Source organism: Coleofasciculus sp. E2-BRE-01 (assembly GCF_040221695.1).
GTDB lineage: Bacteria > Cyanobacteriota > Cyanobacteriia > Cyanobacteriales > Coleofasciculaceae > Coleofasciculus.
Genome location: NZ_JAVKEA010000220.1, coordinates 1 through 25,039 on the forward strand (window position 1 = coordinate 1; position 25,039 = coordinate 25,039).

Annotated in this window: 19 protein-coding genes and 1 pseudogene; 10 read left to right on the top strand and 10 right to left on the bottom strand. The window is 44.9% G+C overall.

The window, feature by feature from the left end; translation table 11 throughout:
• Window positions 1-154: 154 nt before the first annotated feature.
• From RIG66_RS30485 to RIG66_RS30495, 3 genes are all read right to left on the bottom strand, one after another.
• The gene (locus RIG66_RS30485; protein ID WP_446383362.1) at window positions 155-382 is read right to left on the bottom strand and encodes a hypothetical protein; all 228 of its coding nucleotides are present in this window, start codon (window positions 380-382) and stop codon (window positions 155-157) included.
• Window positions 376-669, bottom strand: a complete 294-nt coding sequence (locus RIG66_RS30490; RefSeq protein ID WP_446383364.1) for an antitoxin family protein — start codon at window positions 667-669, stop codon at window positions 376-378. The genes RIG66_RS30485 and RIG66_RS30490 overlap by 7 nt, the downstream gene beginning before the upstream one ends.
• Window positions 670-933: 264 nt before the next feature.
• Window positions 934-2,115 (bottom strand): RtcB family protein, encoded by a 1,182-nt coding sequence (locus RIG66_RS30495; RefSeq protein ID WP_446383366.1) that lies wholly within the window; start codon window positions 2,113-2,115, stop codon window positions 934-936.
• A gap of 148 nt (window positions 2,116-2,263) precedes the next feature.
• Here RIG66_RS30495 and RIG66_RS30500 point away from each other — a divergent pair, with 148 nt between their 5' ends.
• The 4 genes from RIG66_RS30500 to RIG66_RS30515 all read left to right on the top strand — a co-directional run bounded on the left by RIG66_RS30500 (window position 2,264) and on the right by RIG66_RS30515 (window position 12,999).
• The gene (locus RIG66_RS30500) at window positions 2,264-4,300 is read left to right on the top strand and encodes an FAD-dependent oxidoreductase (protein WP_446383368.1); all 2,037 of its coding nucleotides are present in this window, start codon (window positions 2,264-2,266) and stop codon (window positions 4,298-4,300) included.
• Between the two features lie 238 nt (window positions 4,301-4,538).
• Window positions 4,539-9,605: a tetratricopeptide repeat protein gene (locus RIG66_RS30505; RefSeq protein ID WP_446383370.1), complete on the top strand. Its 5,067-nt coding sequence runs from the start codon at window positions 4,539-4,541 to the stop codon at window positions 9,603-9,605.
• A gap of 189 nt (window positions 9,606-9,794) precedes the next feature.
• On the top strand, window positions 9,795-12,068 hold the full coding sequence (locus tag RIG66_RS30510; RefSeq protein ID WP_446383372.1) for a caspase family protein: 2,274 nt from the start codon (window positions 9,795-9,797) through the stop codon (window positions 12,066-12,068).
• 232 nt (window positions 12,069-12,300) lie between these two features.
• On the top strand, window positions 12,301-12,999 hold the full coding sequence (locus tag RIG66_RS30515; protein WP_446383374.1) for an ATP-binding domain-containing protein: 699 nt from the start codon (window positions 12,301-12,303) through the stop codon (window positions 12,997-12,999).
• Between the two features lie 111 nt (window positions 13,000-13,110).
• Here the strand turns inward: RIG66_RS30515 and RIG66_RS30520 are convergent, their stop codons facing one another.
• The 4 genes from RIG66_RS30520 to RIG66_RS30535 form a co-directional block, all read right to left on the bottom strand.
• Window positions 13,111-13,593: a DUF4079 domain-containing protein gene (locus tag RIG66_RS30520; RefSeq protein WP_446383376.1), complete on the bottom strand. Its 483-nt coding sequence runs from the start codon at window positions 13,591-13,593 to the stop codon at window positions 13,111-13,113.
• Window positions 13,594-13,712: 119 nt separating this feature from the next.
• Window positions 13,713-14,888 carry a nuclear transport factor 2 family protein gene (locus RIG66_RS30525; protein ID WP_446383378.1) on the bottom strand — a complete coding sequence of 392 codons (1,176 nt, stop codon included), beginning with the start codon at window positions 14,886-14,888 and terminating at the stop codon, window positions 13,713-13,715.
• Window positions 14,889-15,370: 482 nt separating this feature from the next.
• A complete protein-coding gene (locus RIG66_RS30530; RefSeq protein ID WP_446383380.1) occupies window positions 15,371-15,922 on the bottom strand; it encodes a hypothetical protein in 552 nt (183 codons plus the stop codon).
• A 447-nt stretch (window positions 15,923-16,369) separates the two neighbouring features.
• The gene (locus RIG66_RS30535; RefSeq protein WP_446383382.1) at window positions 16,370-17,239 is read right to left on the bottom strand and encodes an alpha/beta fold hydrolase; all 870 of its coding nucleotides are present in this window, start codon (window positions 17,237-17,239) and stop codon (window positions 16,370-16,372) included.
• 156 nt (window positions 17,240-17,395) lie between these two features.
• On the opposite strand from RIG66_RS30535, the gene RIG66_RS30540 reads away from it, so the two are divergent.
• Window positions 17,396-18,616: a peptidoglycan recognition protein family protein gene (locus RIG66_RS30540; RefSeq protein ID WP_446383384.1), complete on the top strand. Its 1,221-nt coding sequence runs from the start codon at window positions 17,396-17,398 to the stop codon at window positions 18,614-18,616.
• 104 nt (window positions 18,617-18,720) lie between these two features.
• On the opposite strand, the gene RIG66_RS30545 is transcribed toward RIG66_RS30540, so the two are convergent.
• On the bottom strand, window positions 18,721-20,232 hold the full coding sequence (locus RIG66_RS30545; RefSeq protein WP_446383386.1) for an NB-ARC domain-containing protein: 1,512 nt from the start codon (window positions 20,230-20,232) through the stop codon (window positions 18,721-18,723).
• A 336-nt stretch (window positions 20,233-20,568) separates the two neighbouring features.
• On the opposite strand from RIG66_RS30545, the pseudogene RIG66_RS30550 reads away from it, so the two are divergent.
• A pseudogene (locus RIG66_RS30550) lies at window positions 20,569-21,111 on the top strand (Uma2 family endonuclease).
• Between the two features lie 34 nt (window positions 21,112-21,145).
• Here the strand turns inward: RIG66_RS30550 and RIG66_RS30555 are convergent.
• Complete coding sequence (locus RIG66_RS30555; RefSeq protein WP_446383388.1) at window positions 21,146-22,243, bottom strand: DNA methyltransferase; 1,098 nt, start codon at window positions 22,241-22,243, stop codon at window positions 21,146-21,148.
• A 104-nt stretch (window positions 22,244-22,347) separates the two neighbouring features.
• On the opposite strand from RIG66_RS30555, the gene RIG66_RS30560 reads away from it, so the two are divergent.
• The 4 genes from RIG66_RS30560 to RIG66_RS30575 all read left to right on the top strand — a co-directional run bounded on the left by RIG66_RS30560 (window position 22,348) and on the right by RIG66_RS30575 (window position 23,715).
• Entirely contained in the window at window positions 22,348-22,602 is a 255-nt protein-coding gene (locus RIG66_RS30560) for a helix-turn-helix domain-containing protein (RefSeq protein WP_446343394.1), read from the top strand.
• The gene (locus RIG66_RS30565; RefSeq protein ID WP_446383390.1) at window positions 22,602-23,024 is read left to right on the top strand and encodes a hypothetical protein; all 423 of its coding nucleotides are present in this window, start codon (window positions 22,602-22,604) and stop codon (window positions 23,022-23,024) included. Before RIG66_RS30560 ends, RIG66_RS30565 begins: the two co-directional genes overlap by 1 nt.
• A gap of 164 nt (window positions 23,025-23,188) precedes the next feature.
• Window positions 23,189-23,437 carry a helix-turn-helix transcriptional regulator gene (locus RIG66_RS30570; protein ID WP_446383392.1) on the top strand — a complete coding sequence of 83 codons (249 nt, stop codon included), beginning with the start codon at window positions 23,189-23,191 and terminating at the stop codon, window positions 23,435-23,437.
• A gap of 23 nt (window positions 23,438-23,460) precedes the next feature.
• Window positions 23,461-23,715, top strand: coding sequence for a helix-turn-helix transcriptional regulator (locus RIG66_RS30575; protein WP_446383394.1), 255 nt, complete (start codon window positions 23,461-23,463; stop codon window positions 23,713-23,715).
• 38 nt (window positions 23,716-23,753) lie between these two features.
• Here RIG66_RS30575 and RIG66_RS30580 read toward each other — a convergent pair whose 3' ends face one another.
• Window positions 23,754-24,968 carry a pentapeptide repeat-containing protein gene (locus RIG66_RS30580; RefSeq protein WP_446383396.1) on the bottom strand — a complete coding sequence of 405 codons (1,215 nt, stop codon included), beginning with the start codon at window positions 24,966-24,968 and terminating at the stop codon, window positions 23,754-23,756.
• Window positions 24,969-25,039: the final 71 nt, after the last annotated feature.

The following is a 25,039-nucleotide window of genomic DNA, read 5'->3' on the forward strand; positions in this document are numbered from 1 at the left end:
TTCATCCACAATGTTTTTTTCAAACAGGCTCCGTTTAATACATAGTGAGCCAAAATTGCTCGCTTTCCCCCACACCCCACACCCCATACCCCACACCCAGTATCCTATCGTGGGTAATGTGGCTTAAGTTGACACCCATGATAGACGTGCGCCCTTATAGCGACGAATTTTGGGAGTTAACGTTACTATATTTATCGGCTGAGTTTGATGAGTGTATAAATGTTTTAGGGATAATTATAAGGACTTCTACCCAAGTAATCCGGGTAATAAATAATAGGTTACCTGTTGCCGTATCCGCGATCGCTTGTATCCAGGCACTACCTGTTTCCGGTATATAATGTTTGACTAGGGCGCTGCTATCCAGGAAGTAAGCATTTACCATTCGCCCCGATCCTCTGTAATGATTTCAGACAAGGGCTTACCTGGCATAGCTTTCAGTTTTTCGGTCAATTCTTGCCAAGTAGCTTCACAGACAGGTTCAACATCGCTTCGATGAGGAGGAGGGGTAACCAGTCCAGCCGCCGTTAAGGATTGGCTGATACGTTCAAGTTGAGTTACTGAATCTTCAGGCAAAATCTGAATCTGCACGGTTTGATGTTCTTGCAGGGGCAAGGGAGTTAAGGGGCGCAGCACTCCATTTTCGTAGATGGCGGTAATAGTTTCAGGCATTATTGATGAAGTAAGACAGTGGCTATGACTATTCTAGAGCAACGGTGCGTTACACTTCGCTCTCCTCACCCTACAATTTGACTTGTTTATAATGGTGCAAGATGTGAGTTAAAATTGCTTAAAATATTTATACTGTAAGCTTTAGGTTATGGAATTTTATCCCAAGCTATACTTCTAGCCACCCAACCTTAGGGGAGGTTATACAAGCGAATTTGATACCAACAAATAAGGTGGGCAATGCCCACCCTACAAATTAACTACAAATCAACCTTTCACACAAACTACCTGCTTTAGCGTCGCCACCACCTCCACCAAATCTGCTTGATTATTCATCACTTCATCAATGGGTTTATATGCGCCGGGAATCTCATCCAAAATCCCGCCATCTTTGCGACATTCAACTCCTTGAGTTTGTGTCACCAAATCATCCAGGGAAAACTGTTTCTTTGCCTTTTTCCGAGACATCAAACGCCCTGCGCCATGGGAACAACTGCAATAACTTGCATGATTCCCTTTCCCTTTAACAATAAACGACTTTGCCCCCATCGAACCTGGTATAATCCCGTAATCTTCCTCACGCGCCCGTACTGCACCCTTGCGCGTCACATACACATCTTCCCCAAAATGGACTTCTTTCTCGGCATAATTGTGATGGCAATTCACCTCTAACAATGGCTTGATTGGCTTACCTCCCGCCAAATATTTTTCCACAATTCGCTTAAAACGCGCCATCATCACATCGCGATTGTAACGGGCATAATTTTGCGCCCATTGTAAATCTCGCCAGTAGGCGGCAAATTCTGGAGTTCCAGCAATAAAGTAGGCTAAATCTGGATCAGGTAAGCGATTTTCTGCCAGTTTCGCTAATTCCTTCGCGGTGCTAATGTGACATTGCGCCAAGCGATTGCCAATATTACGAGAACCAGAATGTAGCATTAACCACACGGAATCCTCTGTATCGAGGCACAGTTCAATAAAGTGATTTCCGCCGCCCAGAGAACCCAACTGCTTCATCGCTTTTCCTTGCACATCCTGCACACCGCGATGTAAGTCTTTGAAATGTGTCCAGCCTTGCCAATTGCTGGCATCTTTTTCCACCTCTTTATTTTGGTTAAATCCAAGCGGAATGGCGGCTTCAATATCTAAGCGAATCTTCTTGAGTTTTCCCTCAATTTGTTCTGCCTTAAATGGCGTTTTAATCGCTGCCATTCCACAGCCAATATCGACACCGACAGCGGCAGGAATAACCGCATCTTTGGTGGCAAGAACCGATCCAACTAATGCCCCTTTACCTAAGTGAACGTCTGGCATCAACGCCACATGTTTAAACACAAAAGGCAAAGATGCTACATTTTTTGCCATCTGGGTTTCTTCATGACCTAAATCATGATTTGCCCAGGATAAAACGGGCTTATCGGTGGGCAGTTTCAGTTGTTCGTAAGGCATAAATATGCGCCTCTAGCGCTAAATAACATCAATATACTACAATTATAATACAAAAAGATTTCGTTGAGGAGATGAACTTATTGGGGGATGGCAACGTCAAGGCATCCACTGTAATGTAACATCTGATACGCACTGCATTTTAACTCTTATGAAGCGTTCTCGACGTGTATCTGCCGGAAAATCTATCATCTCCTTGTCTTGTAGCCTGATTTCTCTACTATCCTTCGCCCCAATTGCCCGTAGCATTTCCGATGGCACGCCCGATGAAACCGTCACCTGTGAAATCTTGGTGGTTGGCGGTGGATTAGCGGGTGCAGCGACGGCTTATGAAGGGTTACTCGCGGGACGAACGGTTTGCTTAACTGAGATTACCGACTGGGTAGGGGGACAGATTTCGTCCCAGGGAACCTCTGCACTGGATGAACGCCCGACTCAGCGATCGCGCCTTTTCTATTCTCGCGGTTATTTGGAATTGCGGGAACGGATTAGACGCAAATATGGGGAACTGAATCCGGGGGATTGTTGGGTGAGTGAATCCTGTTTTATTCCCAGTGACGCCCATGCTATCCTCTTGGATATGTTGCAGGATGCAGCCAAACGGGGGAAAGGGACACTGAAGTGGTTTCCCTCCACGGTGATTAAGGAACTCGACTACAATCCTACCGGGAACTTGATTAAAAGTGCGATCGCGATTCAGCATCAACCCACCCCTGATGCACCCCCCCTGAACACATTTCCTCTATCACAAACCATTGAAGATTGGTATCAGTACCAAGATTCTCCCCAGTTTGACAAAACCATTATCCGCTTCGTTCCCCAAAACCCAGAACCCGGAAACGCCCCAGACTGGTATGTTGTGGACGCCACAGAAACCGGGGAACTGATTGGGTTAGCCGATGTTCCCTACCGCCTGGGAATTGACCCCCGTTCTTATCTCGAACCCTCGTCTTCCAGTGTTACAGGGAATCCTTATTGCACTCAGGGGTTTACCTACACCTTTGCTATGGAAGCCACGCAGGAACCGCAAAGCCATGAAATGCCGTCCTTTTACCCCCAATACGAACCCTATTATAGCTATGAATTATCCCGCTTAGCTGACTTTGATTTAGTGTTTACCTATCGGCGGATTTGGAGTCCGAAAACAGGTGAACCAGAGAAATTTGGCGGAATTTCCTTTACTGCGCCCACCGTCGGAGATATCTCCATGCAAAACTGGACGTGGGGAAATGACTACCGTCCCGGTACAGAGGTGGATAACCTGGTTTATACTCCTGACCAATTGCAAGCGACGGGACAGTTAGCCCCTGGAGGCTGGCTGGGGGGTTTGCGAACCGAGAGTTTACGCAAAGCAGAGGAACTCTCCCTGGGGTATTTCTATTGGTTAGTAGCGGGAAATACGGACTCCCAACTCGGTGATGGGGTGAAGGAACCCCATCCCACTTATCGTTATTTATCCGGATTAGACTCTCCCATGGGAACAGTGCATGGGTTATCCAAGTATCCTTATATGCGGGAAGGGCGGCGAATTATTGGACGCCCTGCTTATGGGTATCCGGAGGGGTTTACGATATGGGAAATTGATATGTCTCGCCGCAATTACCGGGAGGATTATTACCGTCAAACCTTATCTCCCAAAATGTATCGCCAGTTATGGACGGCTTTGGCGGGGCGGGAAGCGATTTCGGTGATTCAGGGTGAGGTATCACCGGATGAGGTGAATCGACGTACTCGTTCGACAATCTATCCCGATTCTGTGGGAATTGGACATTATGCCATTGATTTTCACCCCTGCATGAGTTTCTCTCCCCCAGAAGCGCCAGGAAATACGGAACGGGAGGGGGAACGCCAGGGGGCGGGTCAAGCCTATCCGTTTCAAATTCCCCTGCGGGCGATGATTCCGCAAAAGATTGACAACATGTTAGTGGCGGGGAAAAGTATTGCCACGAGTCATATTGCGGCGGCGGCGTATCGGGTGCATTCCTTTGAATGGTCATCGGGTGCAGGAGTGGGAACAACGGCGGCGTTTGCGTTGGAGAAGGGGATTGCACCGTTTGAATTAGTGGATGGACTTCCACCCCATGATCCGCAGTTGCAGGTGTTGCGGCGACGGTTAGAACGGAATAATAATCCGACGGCGTTTCCGGATACGTCAATTTTTAATCAAGATTGGGAGGATTGGCGTTAAAGGAAACGTGCGATCGCGCTGTTTGTAATAGCCTGTTTGTAATAGCCTGTTTGTAGTAGCCACTTTAGTGGCTCTTCATGCCTAAGTATTCAACCGGACATGATATTACATCTCTGTAAAGGGCGCACGTCAGTGCGCCCCTACGATATATAACGTCTGTGCTTATGTCTATCCTTTTGCATAACCTCCCCCTGACTGAGAGATAGGAGAACGAGACGGTTATAATTCCTTATATACCTTGGCAATTCCAGCGATGCAATACCAACTGAAATATCTGAGCTTAGTTTGGGTGACAGCACTCCTGTCAGTGACTGCTCCTGTCATTCCCATGGGTAGCATTGCGCCACTTGTTGCCCAGGCGCAAACGGTAGAAGATCAAAAAGCCGAGGCGGAACGACTCTTCCAACAGGGAGTGCAGGAATACCGTCGAGGGCAATACCAACAGGCGTTGGCAACCTATCAACAAGCGCTAGAAATACAACAAGCCCTCAATGATCAGGCGGGAATCGGGCAAACCCTCAATAATATCGGTGAGGTTTATTACTGGTTGCGGCAATATGAAGCCGCTTTAGCCAGCTTACAGCAGGCACTCTCCATTCGCATAGCACTCAAAGACCGTGCTGGAGAGGGAGAAACCTTAGATAACTTGGGTATAACCTATTACGGCTTAAAGGACTCTGATCAAGCCTTAGAAACCTTGCAGCAAGCGCTTTCTATTCGTCGAGAATTACAGGATCGCAGCGGAGAAGGCAAAACTCTCAGTAATATTGGCGCTGTTTACGCTTTTAGCTTACAACAATCGTCCCAAGGCTTAGAAAGCTTACAGCAAGCTCTGGCGATACAGGAAGAAGTCGGGGATAAATTTCATGCCGAAATAACTTTGCGAAGAATCGGCTGGGCGTATGAAAGCCTGGAAGACTATTCTCGCGCTTTGGAGTGGTCAAAGAAAGCGTTAGTTCTTAGCCGTGAGATTGGTAACCGTGCGGGTGAGGGTGGAAGTTTACTGGCGATAGGATACGCTTATTACAATTTAGAAGACTATGACCGCTACTTGGAACATTACCAGCAAGCTTTACCCCTAATTCAAGATGCCGGAATTCGTCCATTAGAAAGTAGTATTCTTTTGCAAATAGGATTGGCTTATTTTATCCAAGAAAAATATGAATTAGCAGTGGAATTTTATCAGCAAGCCTTACCTATTGCCAGAGAACTCAATGATAAGTCGCAAGAAGCTCTTATCCTGACGTTTCTCGGCAATAGTTATAACCAGGAAGGTGATTACATCAGTGCGTTAGACTTTTATCAGCAAGGACTCATCCTTGCACGAGAACTAGAGGATAAATTACAACAATCTCAACTTCTATCATTCATAGCCTTTAGTTACTCTAGGCAAGAAAAATATGATCTGGCAATTGAATACTTTAAACAAGCATTAGCCATTCAGCAACAACCTCTCAATGATCGCACAGCACAACTAAACACGATCCTTCAAATGATGAGAGTGTATTATGCAAGTGTCGGTTCTGCCCATGAACAAAAAGATTATTCTCTTGCTCTTAAACAAAGCGAAACGATCATTGCTTTAGTTCCAGAAGCGTTAAATATTGCTAGAGAACTACAAGATTCAATAAATAAACAAGAGATCAGGCGGATAGAAAGTAATACTTATGCAAAAATTGGTTCTATCTACTACGATTTGTTAGATTTGCCAAAAGCCCAAGAGTTTGCCGAACAAGGTCTAATTATTGCGCGACAGTCTGAAAATTTAGAAGCAGAGGCTTTTCTTCTATCGGTTCTTGCTCCCGTGTATATTTCACTGGGAGATTATGCCAAGGCGATTGAATTCTATAAGCGAGATTTAGATATTGCGCGACAACTCAAAGATCCATTTTCAGAAACGCTATCTTTAATTAGTCTGGCTAGTACTTATAGTGTGGTGGAAGACTATGAGAAGGCGATCGAGTTACTCCAGCAAGCATTAGTGATAACCGGAGAAATAAATAGTTCTGAACTAGCACCTAATTTACAAGACACAGCGTTGAACTTGCGAAACAATGCATTGAAGGTTTTAATCCAGGTTTACATCAATCTTGGAGACTTCGATAAAGCGCTTGAGTATGCTCAGCAAAACGTAAGTTGGGCGCAAAGTATCGCGAAATCGGATAAAGAAGCAGAGGCGCTGATTCAGTTGGCTAATGTATATACTTTGTTCCGAGATTCTGCTCAAGCTGTGGAGTTAATTCAACAAGCTTTATCGATTGCTAAAACAATAAAACATCCTCAGCTAGAGGCGAAAGCCTGGGACAAGTTGAGTCAAATTTACAACCAGCAAGGCGATCATACCTTAGCGCTGGATGCCGCCAACAAAGTATGGGAAATTGCTAAAGCGTTGGACAATCCAAATCTAGAACGGGATGCCTTAGATCAGCTTAGAGATATTTACAAAAGCCAGGGCAACTATGAAAAATCATTAGAGTTAGCGCAGCAAGTTTTGACCCTAATTAGGCAGAATCAGTTAAATGGCTTTGAAGTCATAGCTTTAACGAAGTTGAGTGCCAATTATCTTTGGCTGGGAGATACAGAGAAAGCAACTGAATATGGGAAAGAAGCTTTAGCATTAGCGCAGCAAAGACAAGTTACCAGCAATGAGCAGATAGCTTTAACCAGATTAGCTCAAATCCATAATTACCGGGGAGAATACGAGCAGGCGGTTGAATTGGCGCAAAGGAGTTTAGACATTTCCCAACGGACAAAAAACTTCTTTGGAGAAGTTGAGGCTTCAACGGTTCTTAGTGAAGCTTACGCCGCACTCGGAGATTATCAAAATGTTATTAGTGTTGCCGAACCCCGTTTAGCCCTAGCTCGGAAATTGAATAATCGCTATTCTGAAGCGGAGTTACTCATTAATTTGGGCAATGCTTACAACCTTATTGGAGAACACAGCAAAGGCAAAGAGTTGATTGAGCAAGGTTTGACAATAGGTCGAGAACTTCAAAATCCGGCTTTAGAGTGGTTGGCGCTAGCAAGGCTGGGTAATGTTTATACGTCGCTCAAGGATTATCAGCAAGCTTTGGAGCTATATCAAAAAAGTTTAAAAATCGCTCAGGACAACAACAGTCCTAGAGCGCAGACATTACCATTAACCCTTTTAGGGACTACTTATTTAAATTTGGGAGATTACCAGACAAGCCGTGAGTACTATCAGCAAGCGCTACCCATTTTGCGGACACTGCAAAATCGTCATGACGAAAGTATCGTTTTGACAATGATCGCTTTAAATTACTTTGCTCAAGGAGAAGCTGAAAAAAGCCTTGATTTCGCTCAACAAGGGTTAGTTATCGCCCAGGAAATTAAACAGCCTTTTCTAGAAATAATTGCTAACGTGGTGCTAAGTATTGGTTATGCTGAATTAGGGGATGATCAAAAAGCCATGGAATCAGCCCAAGCTTTTTTAGCCTTCACTCGAAATGTCCAAAATCTTCCCTTAGAAAGGGAGGCACTGAACCTCATCGGTAGTCTACACCGTAGATTTGGCAGAAAACAAGAAGCCATCGCGACTTACCAACAGGCATTAGCTATCAATACGCTTGAGGAAGTCATTGGTGATAAATCTTATAGCTATGCAGGTTTGGGGCGGGTTTATGCAGAGTTAGATCAACCTAATATTGCTATTACCTATTACAAACAAGCGATCAATGACTTTGAAGAAATTCGGCGGATTAATCAAGAACTACCGCCCCAGTTACAAGAGTCTGCTCTACAAGCCATAATTGATTTTGACGGACTGACAACCGCTGATATTTATCGCCAATTAGCGGACTTGTTATTATCCCAAGGGCGAGATAAGGAAGCCCATCAGGTATTGGAACTGTTGAAGATACAGGAAATTCGTGATTTAGCCAGAGGTACAGTCTCAACAGATGACCAACCGGATGTACTTCTCAGCGAAGCCGAGAAAAAGGTTCAAGCTGAAAGCCAATCCCTAATTGCTTTAGGACGACAAATTAATGAATGTGAACGGACGAATTGTACTGAAAAAGGTGAGTTAAATGACCGTCTGACTGTTTTAATCCGTGAGTTTAATCAAAACTTGAAAACCATTGAAAAAGAAATTCGCTCCAACCGGGCGACGGATGATCTGTTCTTCGATCCCAGGAAACTCGCCAAAGCCAGGGAAATTGTAGAAGCTCAACCGCATACCGTCTTAATTTACCCGTTAGTGCTAGAGGAAAGACTCTGGTTAATCATGTTCTCAGAAGGGGGAGTTGTCCATAAACAAGAAGTTGATATTGGAGAAGACGAGTTAGGAGAAACGGTTAACCAATTCCGGAGATTATTGGAAAATAACCGCTCGGATATTGCCGAAATTAAAGAAACGGGAACACAACTCTACGATTGGTTAGTTAAACCCTTTGCTGCTGAACTGAAGCAAAACCAGGTGCAGAACTTAGTGTTCGCTTTAGATCGGGTAACGCGATATATTCCTATGAGTGCTTTGTCGGATGGGGAAAACTACTTGATTGAGAATTATACCATCTCGACCATCTTCTCAGCCGATTTAACCAATATTGGCGCTCGCCTTCCTGTGGATACTCAAGATATCCCCGTCCTAGCCATGGGTGTATCTGATGCGATTGGTGGTTTCTCCTCCTTGCCATACGTCCAAACTGAACTCAATGCCATTGTGCGCCAAACAACCGATGATGATCTAGGGATTTATCCAGGGAAAACGTTTCTTAATGATACGTTTGACTATCGCAGTTTGCGGGATAATTTGACGGGACACAAGATTTTACATCTAGCGACTCACGGAGTATTTGTTCCGGGTAGTGCGGATGACTCGTTTCTGTTGTTAGGCGATGGTGAACAGCTAAGAATTCCCGACATTCAAACGTTAACTCAGTTACAGGACATTCATCTCGTCGTACTTTCTGCTTGCGAAACAACCTTAGCGGGTTCGCGCCCAGACGGTGTAGAGATTGCTAGTGTGGCTTACTATTTCCTCAGTAATGGAGCCGATGCGGTGATGGCTTCTCTGTGGAAAGTGAATGATGCCAGCACTAGCTTAAAGATGCAACAATTTTACAACAATCTGGCTCAAGGAACTGAACAAAACCCTGTCACTAAAGCTGAAGCCTTGCGACAAGCACAACTGGCTTTATTGAGGGGAAACTTTTCCGTTGAAGATATAGAACGAGCGGGACTTTTGTTACAAAGTCCTGAAGGCTTACCCGCCAGCGTGACGACGAATCTGAGCCATCCCTATTATTGGGCGCCCTTTATTCTTATTGGTAATGGACTGTAAGTAGGTTGGTGGACATAAACTCAACCATGTTAAGTTGTTTTAACAAGCCTCAAACCCTTACAAATGACGAATGACGAATGACGATCCCCACCGTTAACTTTAATTGTCCCCACCTACTTAATGGAGTTCGTAGTTAGGGCTTTAGCCTAAAATCTCGATTGGTACAATTTACCGCAACTTAAACCAATTATGTCACCAATCAAACGTCGTCAGTTTTTGCAATTCGCTGGCTCCACCCTCGCCACTCTGGGCTTGAGCCAACTCGACTTCCACCGTCAAGCTCACCAGTATACCCGTGTTCTCGCTCAACAGACACCCCGTAAACTAGCACTCCTTGTCGGTATCAACAAATATCCCCCCGGAATTTCCTCCCTGCGTGGCTGTCTTACCGATGTCGAGATGCAATACGAACTCCTGGTGCATCGCTTTGGCTTTAACCCCAAGGACATTCTCCTATTAACCGACGATACCCCAAATAAACCCACACGCCAGAACCTCCTCGATGCCTTTGAGACGCACTTAATCGAGCAAGCGCAACCGGGTGATATTGTTGTCTTCCACTATTCCGGACATGGTTCCCTTGTGCTTGACCCCGATGCAATTCCCATTCATCCCGATATCCAGGGTTACAACGGCACCATGGTTGTCTATGATTCTCGGCAAAATACTCAAAATGTCCACGTCAACGATATCATGGGCAAGACTTTATTTCTATTGATGTCTGCCCTAAACACAGAAAAAGTCACCGTCGTCCTCGATAGCTGTCACTCTGGCGGTGGTACCAGGGGAAACCTCGTCTATCGCGCCCTCGACTCTCGGTTATCGGGAAACAATGCTCAACCCAGCGCCGCCGAGTTAGCCTATCAAGAACGGTGGATGACCAAACTGGGATTGTCACCCAGTCAACTCAAAACCTTACGCACCCAGGGTATCGCCAAGGGAATGGCACTAGGTTCAGCCCAGGCAAATCAACTGGCGGCGGATGCGCCCTTTGGCGACTTCTACGCCGGGGCGTTTACCTATCTCCTCACCCGCTACCTTTGGCAGCAGCCCTTCAATAAACCCCTGGCTACTGTCTTTGCGAATCTAGCTCGGAGTACGCGGGATGTGGCTCAAGCCTCGCACCTAGAACAAGACCCCATCTTTCAGGTTAAACCAGGTAGCGACTATGCCCAAAAACCCCTCTACTTCCTTGACCCGGATACCCCCGCCGCCGAAGCCGTGGTGCGTCGTATCGAGGGAGATCAAGTTACTTTCTGGTTAGGGGGGATTTCCTCTCAGAGTTTACAAGCCTTTGAAGAAGGGGCAGAATTTAACCTGATTGATACCAAAGGACAGGTTGTCGGGGAAGTTGTGCAAACCCATCGCCTTGGCTTAGTCGGATATGGTAGATTAAAATCCAGCCAACGGCAGACGATTCCCCCAGGAACGCTGATGCGAGAACGGATTCGCGGCGTACCCACTAACTTAGCGTTAAAAATTGGTCTGCACGAGTCTTTAGGTAATCAGATGGAAGCGGCTAGAGCAGCTTTAGAAACGATTGAACGGGTAAACGTTGTCCCCGTGAATACTAGCACAGTCGCCGACTATCTCCTGGGACGAATGAGTCAGGAGTCGCTCCAGCAAGCCCGTCAGCGTGATATCGTTACCTCTGCATCCATCGGCAGTATTGGGCTATTTTCCGCCGGACTCACGCCAGTTCCCGATTCCTTTGGACAACCGGAGGAATCGATAATCCAAGCGGTACAACGCCTACGCCCCCGTCTAACCATGTTATTGGCGGGTCGGATACTCCATTCTATCCTTAATAGCGATACCTCTCAATTGAATATTACCGTTGACATTAATCCCTTGGGGAGGCGAGGTGCTTCTGTGAGTACGGGACGCCCCTCAGAGGCGGAAGCCGGACTTGTTACCCAAACCCTGGAAACAGAGATAACCCAACTCCAGATAGGGACTGAGGTGGAGTTAGTGATTCACAACCACGAAAACCGCAGCCTTTATATCGGGGTGCTAGTCATTTTCGCCAATGGTGATATCTATGTCTTGCATCCGATAACCTGGGGGGCGCCGGAAGAAGCAGCAAAACTAGGCGGTGGCGAGTCGATGGTGATTCCCCAGAAAATCGGTGATCCGACCAAGGATTTTCGCTTAGTGGTGCAGGAACCCCCAGGTTTCTTTGAACTTTTGGTTCTCACCAGTACAGAACCCTTACGGGATGCGTTGAAAGGGTTACAGGACATTGCCAGACGTCGCGGTGCATCGGGGACTCCACTGGGTTTGACGGAAGACATCACAGAAGGTGCGGATAGTGAGAGTCCCGTGGCAGTTATCGACAGTTTGCTGGGTGATTTAGACCGAATGTCTCGCGGTAGAATAGCGTCAGTACGAGTTCGTCGTCGGCACAGTATTGATACCACTAAACTGGCGGCTCTCTCAACTATCCTGAAAGTCGTCGAATAACGTTTTAGCTCGATCATGTTGTAGGTTAGACCCCTGGAACCTAGGCGGATAATTCTTTCCGAGTAACCCAACCTAGGCGGGTTAACTTGAACATTTTGTGCTTTCCCTGACATGCACTCGGTTGAGCCGAGGGCGACCCGACCCCATTGAGTGGACTGGAATTTTTTCTTGATGCAAGCGGGTCGCCCCTACAAGGGTTCCACTGGTCTTTCTTGCCGTGGTGTGATCTCAATTGAAAAATAGATATGATACAATCCCGGCGGTGATGAATGGCGAGGGGGGTTGGGTAATTGAGGTTCATCCTAAATCCCAGCCAGAACGGGTTAAGGTTGCATTTGAAGGCGGCGCGGTTGTTGATTATGTTCCCGGCATTTTTGAGCAGATTATGCATTCGTTTTGCCTAACTTGCCATAAAGCTCAAGGTAGTGAATTCCAGTATGTAATTATGCCTCTGTCGCCTTCAAACCACCGGATGCTTTCTCGGCAACTTCTCTACACCACAATGACTCGTGCCAGCTATGGTGGATTTATCGCCGTTGGTAGACCAGAAACGTTAAGGTATGCTGTTAGTATCGATAGACCAATGCGCCGATATACTCAGTTGCCTTTACTCCTATCTGAGTCTGATCAAAGCTTAATGGATGCATTGAATCAGGTGAGAACTACCCAGTCTCCAGCATCGCCAAATCAACGATTTGTTAGCGTGGCGATGCGACTCCGTGAACTCAATATTGATGCTACTAAAGGGCAAAAGACTTCGATTGGATCATTGGCGCTCCAGCTTTATCAATCCCACTATAATCGACGCCCCTCCAAGCGTCTAGAAAGGATAGAATCTGGACAACAGTTTAAAACCTATCATTATGAAAATGAAGCGATTGAACTGCTGGATTTGGCAATTAGGACTATTATGGAAGGCGATCGTCATTAACTGTAGTTGCACCATTGAGTTGTTGACATGGGTAGCGAGCAAGATGCAAAGCCTGCGGCATGGCTTCGCTTAACGCATTACAACGATTTTGCAGTTGTTGATATTAAGGTTTTAAATGGAAAGACCCAGTTTTAGACCAAGGACAACGTGAACAACGAGCAGGATCATAATTGTACTACCCAAATAAGCATGAGCAGTACGAAACGATTCCTTCTTGTCACCCCCAAAACCAAACGTCATCAGCGCGTTAATTCCTAACAAAATGACGGCAGAAGAACCTGTCCAAAAATGCGGACTTTCAAAAATAGGTTTATGCTGCATCACCAGGGAAAGAACGCCTCCGGTATACCCCAGCGCAATAAACAGGTACATCAACGGTGCAAGCTGACGGTGAGACGCACGACTTTTCACCGCCACTTCCCCATCCTTCGTCAGGCGACTACGCCATCCCACATAAGCGACAAAACTACCGAGAACAAATATCACGATTCCCATCATGACAGGATGTCCCCAGTGAACAATCGGTTCAGGAACGCCTAACGTGCGAAACCACGCCGCGATCGGTTCTAGGACTTGACTCAGTTGTTCTCCCATCGGTTTAAATTCATCTTTCTTTACATCTATCTATTTTGACACGTTTTGCACTTTCAGCAAGTTCAATGATTGGCATAAAAACTGGGACAAAGGACAAATGACATAAGACAAATCACTAATCAGATAATCAGCCAAACCGCCAATCCCCAGAAGGGAACATATCGCAGCCAGCGCCCCCTTTTATCAGAGGGAATGACGGCGGTTAACAGTACACCCTGGAAAATGGAAAACAGCACCAAATCAACACAAAATGCGATAGTCACCCGGTTACTCATCAACAGTTCTCTAAAATAGTGCGCCCTCTGTGCTAAATCTCCAAACTCCGGTCTTCCCACAAAACCCCATACAATAGCTAGAGTACCCACAATTAGCCCTATCCATCCGAAAATACGAGCTAGCCAGTCTTTGTCAGGTTCATCCTTTTCTTGAGGAGGGGGAACGGTATAACGCAGCGCCATATAAGGTGTAAGAATAACATTTGTCAGGAACATTGCCACACTCCACATCAAAACTTTTGGGAGATGGCGTCCCCTTTTGTCAAGTAACAGTAAGGGGAGGAACATAAATATCCAGGCTTCGGCAAAGTTGAACAGTGCTTCTAGGGTAGGGTGAACCGTCGGTGACTCCATGACATGAATACCCACCGCATTGAGAATCGGTAAGATCAAGAAAAAATTGAGCGACTCATCCAGAATTTCCTGTAAGGTTTCGGGTTGAATTGCCCAAATTGGTTCTCCAGGAAGCAGTTGATTAGGTGGAGAAAGCAAGAGGACATAAGTATAGACTATCGCCACCAGTGCCAACGCGATCGCAACCCATGGCTGAGGTTGTTCTGATTTAGCCGTAGCACGGGTTTCTGGCTGGCGTTTAAGTAGCCGTCGTACCAAAGGAGTAACTAATCGGATAATCCAGAATGCAACTTTACCGGGTTTAATTGGCGGTTCAACCACATCACGGGCGAAAATTAACTTACCCGTGGTTTCAGACAGACGATAAAAGCTGACCCCTCGTCCATTGGGAAAGGGAATACCATCCAGTTCAACATGCCAAAGGACACCTGTGGAAGATGAATCTCCTGTCGTAATATCATCAATAACAAAGAGTAGGTCATCGGGTACACCTTGATAGGATTCTTCAAAAAGCTGCTGAACGGCGGCTTTCCCGCGAAAGGGTTGGGGAAAGTTAAGATCCTCATAGACGCACTCATCATCGATGCAGTCTATAGCGGCTGAAATATCCCTGCGGTTGATTGCCTGATACAGGGATTTAATCATCAAATGAGCAGGTTTTGTCATGTTGGTAGTTTGTGACTCTCATTAAGAATGTATCGTGAATGAGAGTGCAGGTGATAAAACGAGAGTATTCAAAAAGCGTATACCATTAATTTGTGCTAGAGATTAAGTGCCTAGATATCAATTTTGTCCGCTGTACTCATTTAATTTATACTATATTTACCCATAAAGTAGTGACCTAATTGGGGGATAATATAGATAGAGTAGATAGAAGAGATTGTGATTTATTTTTAAACTAAAACTTTGATGTTAAACCAAATGCTAAATATCTTTTTTATGGGAAATGATAGTATTGTCGTCCGAAGTAATGCGGAATGTCCAATTTGCTTCTTTGATATATGAAGTAATGTAGGACATTAGGGCATAAGCAAAAATAGCGATACCTAGCATCTCTAGACATTCTTCAGAAGTTGATTGAATGAGATAAAAGTAAAATTCAAAATCATGATTCGTCGTTGGATCTACTATATATCCAGCAAATAATTCTAGAAATAAAGTACCCGTGACATAGTGACATAGAGACTTCCTGCAATCAGAAACAGTCGCTTAAACCTTGGAGGAAGATTTTTGATAAAGCCTAAATAACATACTATAAAAACTAAAACAAAAGCTGCACCAGGAATCACCCAAGCGAAATACAAAAAACCACTCGTGTTAATATTGAGTATATTTTTGATAAAATACTGAAGGGTTTCATGGAAACTCAATGTTTCATCTATAGACATTAACAGAAAAATAATTGATAAACCTTTCCAATGCTTAGAATAACGTGTATTTTTGTTAAATTTATAAATATTATAAAGCATTATCGAACAAAAAAGCAAAAGAAACCCAGAAAATAAAGTAGGTATATTTTGTTCTTTGTCAGTATTGAAAAGCCGTATAAATATTTCTGGAATATCCTCGAATAAACCATCAATCACACGAACTAAAACATTGGCTAATGTAAGCCCTACAATAAAGTAAAGTAAAAATTTAAAAGTTTTAATTGGCTGAAAAGTTACTGTTATTGGTGTTGAAGTATGGATATTTTTCATAGTAATTATTCACTGTTTGGCATTCGAGCCTCCATGCAGGTTCAAAGGCAAGCCAGTAGATTTTCCACCTTATTGTCAGGTGTTTTTACCTAAAAGCAACCTTTTCTTAATTCTTTCTTAACTTTAATGAATGCTTATATTTTGTTTACAAAAATTTACAATGAAGTTGACAAAGCGACAGGACAAGCAATTGAGCTGATTCCCCATCTTGTCAGTAGGTTGGTAGAAATAAATCCAACTATATTAACTTTTGTAAACAATCCTCAAAACCTTACATCTTGCAGCAATCAAGGATAAGCTGCTTTTATTTAGGGGGCAAGAGTAATAAACATTGAAACGCTGATATCATCATTTGTTGCTCTTGCTTACCTCAGGGTAAATTAACTAAAAAGAATGTTTTCACTCTCATTGCCGCTATCACTTTCAATAACTTTTATTCAACGTTTGTTATTTAACGTCGTCCGGCAGAGGGAAAGCCTCTTTTTGTTGTTCCAAAAACGCTTCTACCGTTCGGTTAAACTCCTCTGGCGCGACTAAAAAGGGCCAATGATTACCAGGAACCTGGCAAACTTGTAAATTTTTCAAATAGGTTTTATAGGGTTTCAGTTGCCAGTCTTGGCGATTCACCCCTTTTTCCGGTTGCACAAACAGGGTGGGGATATGAATGGGAACCGTTAATCCGGCGATAAGCATCACATCCTCAAACGTACCATCACGGGCAGCAACGGTAAATTTACTCCCCCAAGAACCATCGGGTTTCTGCTCGATACTGGCTTGAAAAACTTGCTGCTGTAACGGCGTCCAATCTTGATATTGACTTAACTGACGTACTTTCTGTTCGGCGTCTTTATAACTCTCAAACGGACCCATCCCTTTAAGAAAGGGTAAAACCCGGTATAACAAAGGGAATGTAACCTTGAGCAGACTAGGCATTTTCCAGATAAAAATCGGATCAACCAAAACCATGCTGCGGAACCGTTCTGGATGCTGTTTTGCCCAAATCGGGGCTAATTTTCCTGTCCAGGAATGCCCGATAATATGGGCTGATGACCATCCCAAGTGATCCATGAGGGCTTCCAAGTCCGCGATCGCACTAGCAAAGGTATAATCATCGTCAGGCTTACTACTCTCCCCATGACCCCGCAGATCGGGAGCGATGATATGATAGCTCTCAGCCAGATACTCGGCTAAACTCGACCACACTAAAGCGTGATCCGCTAAACCATGGAGCAGTAACAAGGGTTCTGAACCTTGATTCCACTCTAGATAAGACAGTTGGATTTCGGGTAAGGATACAGTTTGCCGTGCTGGTGTCATTTTGCGTTCGGTGGTAGTAAACCCGAATGTAGAATAGCAAACAAGAACAAAAGATAACGCATTCTACTGAGCAGGGATTAGGTAGAATCAGAACAAATCAGATTGGTTTGAGTGAACTTACGGCTGATTTAGATTGAATGGAGGGAGACAATCGGTATGGCATTTACAGCGAGTGTTATTTCAACGAACGAATGGGGCGCTAGACCCCCAAAACAGTGGCCCGGACAAACGAGACCGCAATATATTATCATTCATCATACAGCGACTCCTAATCCCCCCAATGATGTTTCCAGAGGGACATTAACGGGAGCTAAAACCTTCGCCCGCAGCATTCAAACTGCCCACATGGATGGCTTTGGCTGGATTGATTCGGGTCACAATTTTTTGAACACAACGGGCGGATATTTGCTAGAAGGCAGACATGGAAGTCTGAATGCGGCTAAACAAGGACGCAGTGTGCGTTCATCCCATGCGGGGAGTAATAAAGGGAATGAGTCCCCAGGGATTGAAAATGAAGGCACGTTTATCACCTATCAAATGAATGCCAAACAGTGGGATAGTTTGGTTGAATTGTGCGCCTCGATTTGCTCAACGACTAAGATTAACCCGGATAATATTCTCGGACATCGCGACTTTTCTCCCACTCAATGTCCTGGGGATTGGTTATATAGTCAATTACCTCGCTTACGCCAGGAAGTCCGTCAGCGACTCGGGGCATCTTTTATCGAAGTTTTGCGGGAAGGAGACACCGGATTACGAGTGAAAGAACTCCAACAAATTCTCAGCGCTCAAGGGTTTAATCCGGGTCCAATTGATGGTATTTTTGGCGCGGGTACTGAAGATGCGGTGGTTTTGTTCCAAAAGTTTTATGGGTTAGAACCTGATGGTTTGGTTGGACCGAATACGTGGAAGGTGTTAGAACGGGTGTCTCAACCGACACAGCCACCTCCCATCGACACTGGGACTCCGACAGCGCCGGATACAACACTGGGGGGAAGTACACCGTTGAAGCCACCAACTCCTTTCACCCAGGTTCAACTCCTCGATACCTATAAGTATTACCGGGAACTCCCCCATCAAACCCAAGCCATTCAGTGGTTACAAGCCCAACTATCTGAGGCGACGTTGGTGGAGTTTTCCCAAAAATGGCGCAATCAACCGTTAGAACCGTTTTTACCACTCCAGGAAGGTTCCGTGGGTTCTCAAGTGAAGCAAGTCCAAGAGGTTTTGCAGCAAGAAGGCTTTGATCCGGGTCCTGCTGATGGGATCTATGGTGCCAAGACAAAAGCGGCTGTTATTGCGTTTCAGCGCTCAAAGGGGATGACTGCAGATGGGATGGTGGGGGCGGTGACGTGGTCTGTTCTGAATTTAGTATAAAACCGCTGGAAGTTTAACCTTTGGTTGTACTAAATGTTGCCTACATGTCTTACTTTGATTGAATGTAGGAGGATGTCACCTTAAGTGTAAGTTGGGCAAAACCTTCAGAACTCCTGAAGAAGTGCCGTGAGATTGCATCGGGCATAGCCCACAACTTGAGGAGAGCGATCCTGTAGCCGGAAGAGAATTTGCAGCAGGGTTTGAGATAGAGACGTGCCATACGTTGCCCACAATTGTTCCCGGAGTTTAAATATAAGACGATCGCCTGCAATATCATCAGTACCGGGGCGCATTAGCCAGTGGGTTCTCAAGATGTGGAGGTGGCTGATATCATCGCTTTGGATAACCTGAGTAATTTCCCTGACGGCTTGTTCTATTAGTCGATCCGTTGCGACTTTCATGACCATAGGTTGTAGGGTAAACGAGGGTGTATCAGCACTGAATCGTTTTTCTAGGAGCGATCGCGTCTCCAAAGTGGCAATCCCCGTTAAAATGACACTCGGATCAGAAGCATAGAGCAAATGGCTTTGTAATCGGCATAATGCGATCGGTTCCTGCCAAATCGCCAGCCAGTAGGCAATGGATCGCTCAGATTCAGACAATCTATCGAATTGCTGGGTGAGTAACGCTTCCAGGCGATCGCCGATGACGATGGTATTCTGGAGGCGAAATGCGTTTACATTCCCGGCAAAAATCGACTGAATCAGCGGTATTATGGTTTTCAATGCCAATGGATTACCCCGGTACAGTTGACACAGAGCCGATAATCCCTGTTCTTGACCCGTGAATCCGCCAGTTTGCAGTAATGCCATTGCATCAGCCTGTTCTAAGCCTTGCAACCTTAAACAGCGAACCCCTTTCGAGTTAGCCGCGATCGCATCAAATCCGGGGAGTTGTTCGCGACTGGTGATTAGAATACAACTCTGATGGCGTTTACGGCTTAAGGTTTGCCACAATTTACTGTAGTCCTCAATATTGTCTTTCTGGTGCAACACCGAATCAAACCCATCAAGTACCAGTAGACAGCGACGCTGTTGGAGATGATGCCTCAGTTGCCTTATTCCTGACTGAATATCTTGAATAACCGTTGGTTCAAAGGTATTCAGGATACTGTCAAGTAGCGTTAGCAGGGAGGGTTGGTAAGTTAGCGATCGCCATAAGAGACAATCAAAGTCCGACTGGATGCGATCGCATAAAGCAACAGTTAAGGCTGTTTTACCAATCCCACCCATGCCCACGATTGCCACCAGTTTACAATTATCTTTAGTAATCCACTCCTCTAACTGATTTAACGGTTGAATTCGTCCATAGAAATGATCCAGATCCGGCGCTTCATCCCAATCAATCAGGGGAGACTTGAGTTCGGGTACATTAGAGTTTAGGCGTTCTGGGAATTGTGCGATCGCTTGCCAATCGCTGATACCCACGGCTTGACAGATAGAAATAAAGGCATCCTTTTGAATCCGTTCCCCGCGCCAAAAGCGGCGTAGAGTCGCTCTAGAGGTATGTGCATCTTCCCACCAACAGGCGGTGCTAGTTTTCGTCCAGCCCCGACGTTTCCTGGCTCGGTCTACAATGGTTAATCCTTCTGTGGATGCGGAGAGCGAGTTAGTCATAGTAGCATGATCGATGAGGATAGTATCTGCCAAGAACTCAAGTTCTTGGCTTATAGCTAAAGTCCATTAAAATGGACTCAAATTCCTATACTCTAAAGCGTCGATCCAGTTATAGCAGTGGTAGGGAAGGAATAATAAGTCCAGAAGTTACGCTTGGCATCTAAATAACCATTCGTAGGGGCACGATACTATCGTGCCCTATTATAGGTAACTTACCCACCGATAACGGCTCAACAAAACCCGCCCTTAATCTTTAGGGGCTTGATACAATAGCAGATAAAAACCGTGTGAATGTCTGCGTGCAAAGGGAACTTAATGGTACAAACACCGACTTAAATCCTAACATTAGAAGAGTTTCTCGAACAGCCAGAAACCGAACCTGCGAGCGAGTACATCGACGGGCAAATTATCCAAAAACCAATGCTTCAAGGATAACATAGCGCCATTCAAACTGAGTTAGCCCCCGCCATTAACACCGCCCTCAGATCAAAGCGAATTGCGCGGGCGTTTTCTGAACTTCGGTGTACATTTGGCGGACGCTCAATTGTGCCTGATATTGCTGTATTTACTTGGGATAGGATTCCCCGACAGGAGAATGGTAGGGTAGCAAATGTGTTTGCGATCGCGCCTGACTGGACGATTGAAATTCTCTCGCCTGACCAAAGCCAGACAAAAGTTACTAAGAATATTCTGCACTGTTTGAAGTACGATAACAAGATGGGATGGCTCATTGATCCAGAGAAGTAATCAGTCTTTGTTTATCGTTCAGATCGACCAACGGATGTTTTTGATCAACCAGAAGCACATTTACCCGTTCCAGAATTTGCTAAAGACTTTAATCTGACTGTGGTAGAGTTGTTTAATTGGCTTCTAGAGTGATGTGAGCAATAAGAGAAACTATCGCTTACCAGTCTTAGAGAAATTCCGGAAACAGAAATGAATTAATTTGCTCGTACTCTTTCTCCAGCCGTGCTTTCGCCAGTTGATAGTAATCAGGATGAATTTCTGCACTGTAGCACCGCCGATCCTTTCGTAACGACACTACGGCAGCTGAACACATTCCGCCAAACGGTTCCCACACCACATCGCCAGAATCGCTAGTCGCCAGAATAATTAGTTCAATTAGACGTAAAGGTTTCTGGTTTCCATGAAGACATTTTGACTGCCGATTTTTCAGGCGTTCCTTACCTCGAACTGCAGGTTCTGACCAAACATTAGTAATCCCGTGAATATGATGCCATTTCGCTCGCATTTTTGACCATTTTTCCGCTGTCACTGGTGATTGACCCTCAATTGAAAAGTAAGGAATTTGGGTCGGTTTACCATAGCGATTAGCATAAGTGACAATCCGTTCCATCATATCAGGTGGAGGAAAATACCATAAATGATCTTTGGTAAAATATTTACGAGTCGCCGCGTTTTTGACTCCACACGCTTCGTTCGTTTTACTCAAAGGAAGTCCAGTCCGAAGCCACTCATGACGTAGCCACTGCTGCATCGGTAATTGATAACCATCACCTGTCTGAAGTTGCACCTCTCGAACATAATGCACGCAAACTTCAGTCACAATAGGAAAACGCCTTATTGTTTTACTATTCACATTACCTGCAATATGGGCAACACCTTTATCCCAAACATTCACCGAACGGTATTGCCAACCCTCCTTGATCAAAATGGGATGAACAGTAGCCCAGCCAATTTCACTACACCAAAACCACAATGTTGTCTCTGGTAAAGAATAGCGTGACCAAGCTTTAATGTGAGGTGCATACCAATCGGCTAAATCCGTTGGTGTTGGTGGATCACCGGGGAAAAGTCCTAATCCATAAGCACCATCTGAGATGATAACTGTTGGCGCTTGCCAAGCCCAATAACGGGTTAACACATCAGCCTGTTCAAGTTGTACCGAATCGATAACGGTGGTAGAGGTTGGGGAAGTGAGTTCTGATGGCTTATTGCACCGATGATTAAGCTGTCCTGAGTTGTCTGTACCATACCCTATATCAGTCACAATTCGTTGTCCTTTGCTCAAGTTTCACCATAACACCCCTGTTAATAGTCGATTTTGAACTATCCTAAAATCGACTATATCATTAAGTGGGGAGGTCAACTTAGATGGAAAAGTCGATTTGTACAAAAGAATACGCCTTATTTCTGAGTCACCTCCGCTCAGCTAGGAAAGCCGCAGGATTGACACAAGTCGAAATTGCCCAATGCCTCCAGCAAACTCAGTCATTTGTAAGTAAATGTGAACGGGGTGAAAGACGTATAGATATTTTGGAACTCCGTGCATTTTGTCAAGCTATTGGAATTTCTTTGAGTGACTTTATTCAAAATCTTGAAATCAGGTTACAGGAAATAGAGCGGTAATGCGTTATCAGGAAGCTCTGGAAATTGCTACAGCTAATTTACTCAGCTTGAGAGGGCATACCATAGATGTTCTTACCGTCTCAAGACCTAGGGATATTCAGGGAGCTATAGAGCTATCCAAAATTGTTAGTAAACTATCACCGATCATTGGCAATCTCTTAGAATATTGGGGACATCAGGCACAGCAATATCGTCCTGATCCAGATTATCAAAAACGTATCCGTCAACTGACTGGCAGTTTTCCCTACCGTCTTGATACCAATTTTGCTAAGGTTGATAGAATTAGTTTGCCGAGTTTGGAAACTTTTAAAACTAATATTTTAAACTCAATACATACTGGACGTTCAATCCAGTCATGGATCAAGGCAATAAAGTCGCGCGATTCCAGCGTTTTGCAACAATTAATTGATCCATCAATCTAAATATCTGTCGATTTAGTAACGTGGATTTTATTATCATGCCCACCATGGTACTGCGATCGCATTTGATAAAAATCAAGATGTTGAAACAAGTTCAGCAATCATCTCTTCAGACATAGATTGCTTGAAATCTAACCCTTACAAAGGACGAATATTTTAGTTCCGCTATGACTGATTCAAACGAAGGGAAATCTCAATTAAGACTATTCAGAGAAGCTGCGGGACTTACCCGAGCTGAACTTGGAAACCGTATGGGAGTTTCTGAGCGCCAGATTTACGACTGGGAAAATGGGGTCAAACTGCCAAGAGTGGATCGGGCAGTTGCTTTGGCTCGCGAGCTAGGAGTTTCAATTCAGACTGTCTGTAGTGCTTTAGGTATAGATGTCACTGGTGTTCCTGACGGTAATGGTGATTAAAACATCTGATAGTTTGTGTGAACATGACAGAAGAACAACGGCAAGAGCAAGAGTCTCCCCTGAAGCAGCGTAGAGATGAGTTTGGTCTAACTCAAAGGGATGTTGCTATGGCTGTCGATGTGTCTGTGCAGACAGTTAGCAACTGGGAGACAGGACGGTATAAGAAAGCTAAGTTAACTCTGCCGCAGGTAAAAGCACTCTGTCGAGTATTGTGCTGGAGTATCGATGACTTACCCGATGATTTGGCATCACCGCGATCGCAATCTGAGGGCGATTAGGGAAGGGATGAAAGCTCCTCTCCTGTCATCCATCGGGTTTATTTCCAATGGGCTGGTCTTACAACATCTTCCGGTAGAATGGTTCTGCTATCTCCGTATGCTGACGAAATTTCCTGTGAATCGAGGTTTTTGGCATTCGTAAGGTCTGCTCCTTGAAGTTTTGTTCCTTGTAGGTTGGATTCAGCAAAGTTTACCTCCTGAAGTTTAGCTCCCATAAAATTTGCCCCTTGTAGGTTTGCTCTATTGAGATCTGCTTGAGAAAGGTCTGCTTCTTCGAGATTAGCTATGGTAAGGGATGCACCCTGTAGCTTCGTTCCCCAGAGCTTTGCCTTCTGCATAGTGGCGTTTGAGAGAATTGCTCCTTGCAGATTAGCTTCCATGAAGTTTGCCTCTTGAAAGTAAGCTTTCCAGAGGTGCGCCCCTTGCAGGTTGGTGTTATAAAAACTTGCCTTTTTTAAATTGGCTTTTTTCAAAATTGCCCCTTGCAGATTGGCGTGCTCAAAGTTTACACCTTGCAGTTGGGCTTCTCTGAGGTTTGCACCTGCAATATTTACCTTGTTTAAATCGAGTCTCTGGTTTTCCGGGTCTTTCTCTATGTCACGCCGTCCGATGACAGTAAGCGCTTCTTGAATATCATCAGGAATACCTGCCTCTCGTCTCGGAGGAGCATTCCTAATAAAAGCTGCTAAATATTCCATAACTGTCCAGTGGTCTTCTGGTCGGGAAAACTTAGCAAGTTTTCCTAGAGAAGAAATTGCACCTATACGGACATGAATATGTTTACTCTCCAGTTGGTCAATTGCTTTAGAAAAGTCATCTAAAAACGAATTGGCTGCAATTAGGTAAGACGCATCTGGAGTATTTTTTTCTTGGTCTGGTAAAGAATGATTGGGTTGAGATTGATCCAGTACTACCTGCTCAGGGCTTGGCTCACTTGCTGATGTACCAACTATTTCCTCTGATTCTTGGTTAGGTTTAGCGATCGCCTTCTCTGATAACCATTCAGGTTTGTACTTCTTGAAAAGAGTTTTTAACTCACGTCGCTGGAAGTTAGGATCATCGGTGAACTGTCTGGCAATACCAAATCTTTCATAAAGATTTGAGACTTGCTTACGGATAGTTCCTTCAGATTTACCTCTAGACTGAGCAATCTCAGCATTGGTATCACTAGCCAATACTAGACGCAACACCTTTTTTGTAACAGGTGCGCTGTCCAATTTTTTTAGAGCTTCGTCGAACTGATTACGATTCATAGTAGTAAAGATATAGCAGCTATTATAACGCCCGCTTCATCCGTGTGTAGATATTCGCTAATGGATACCCA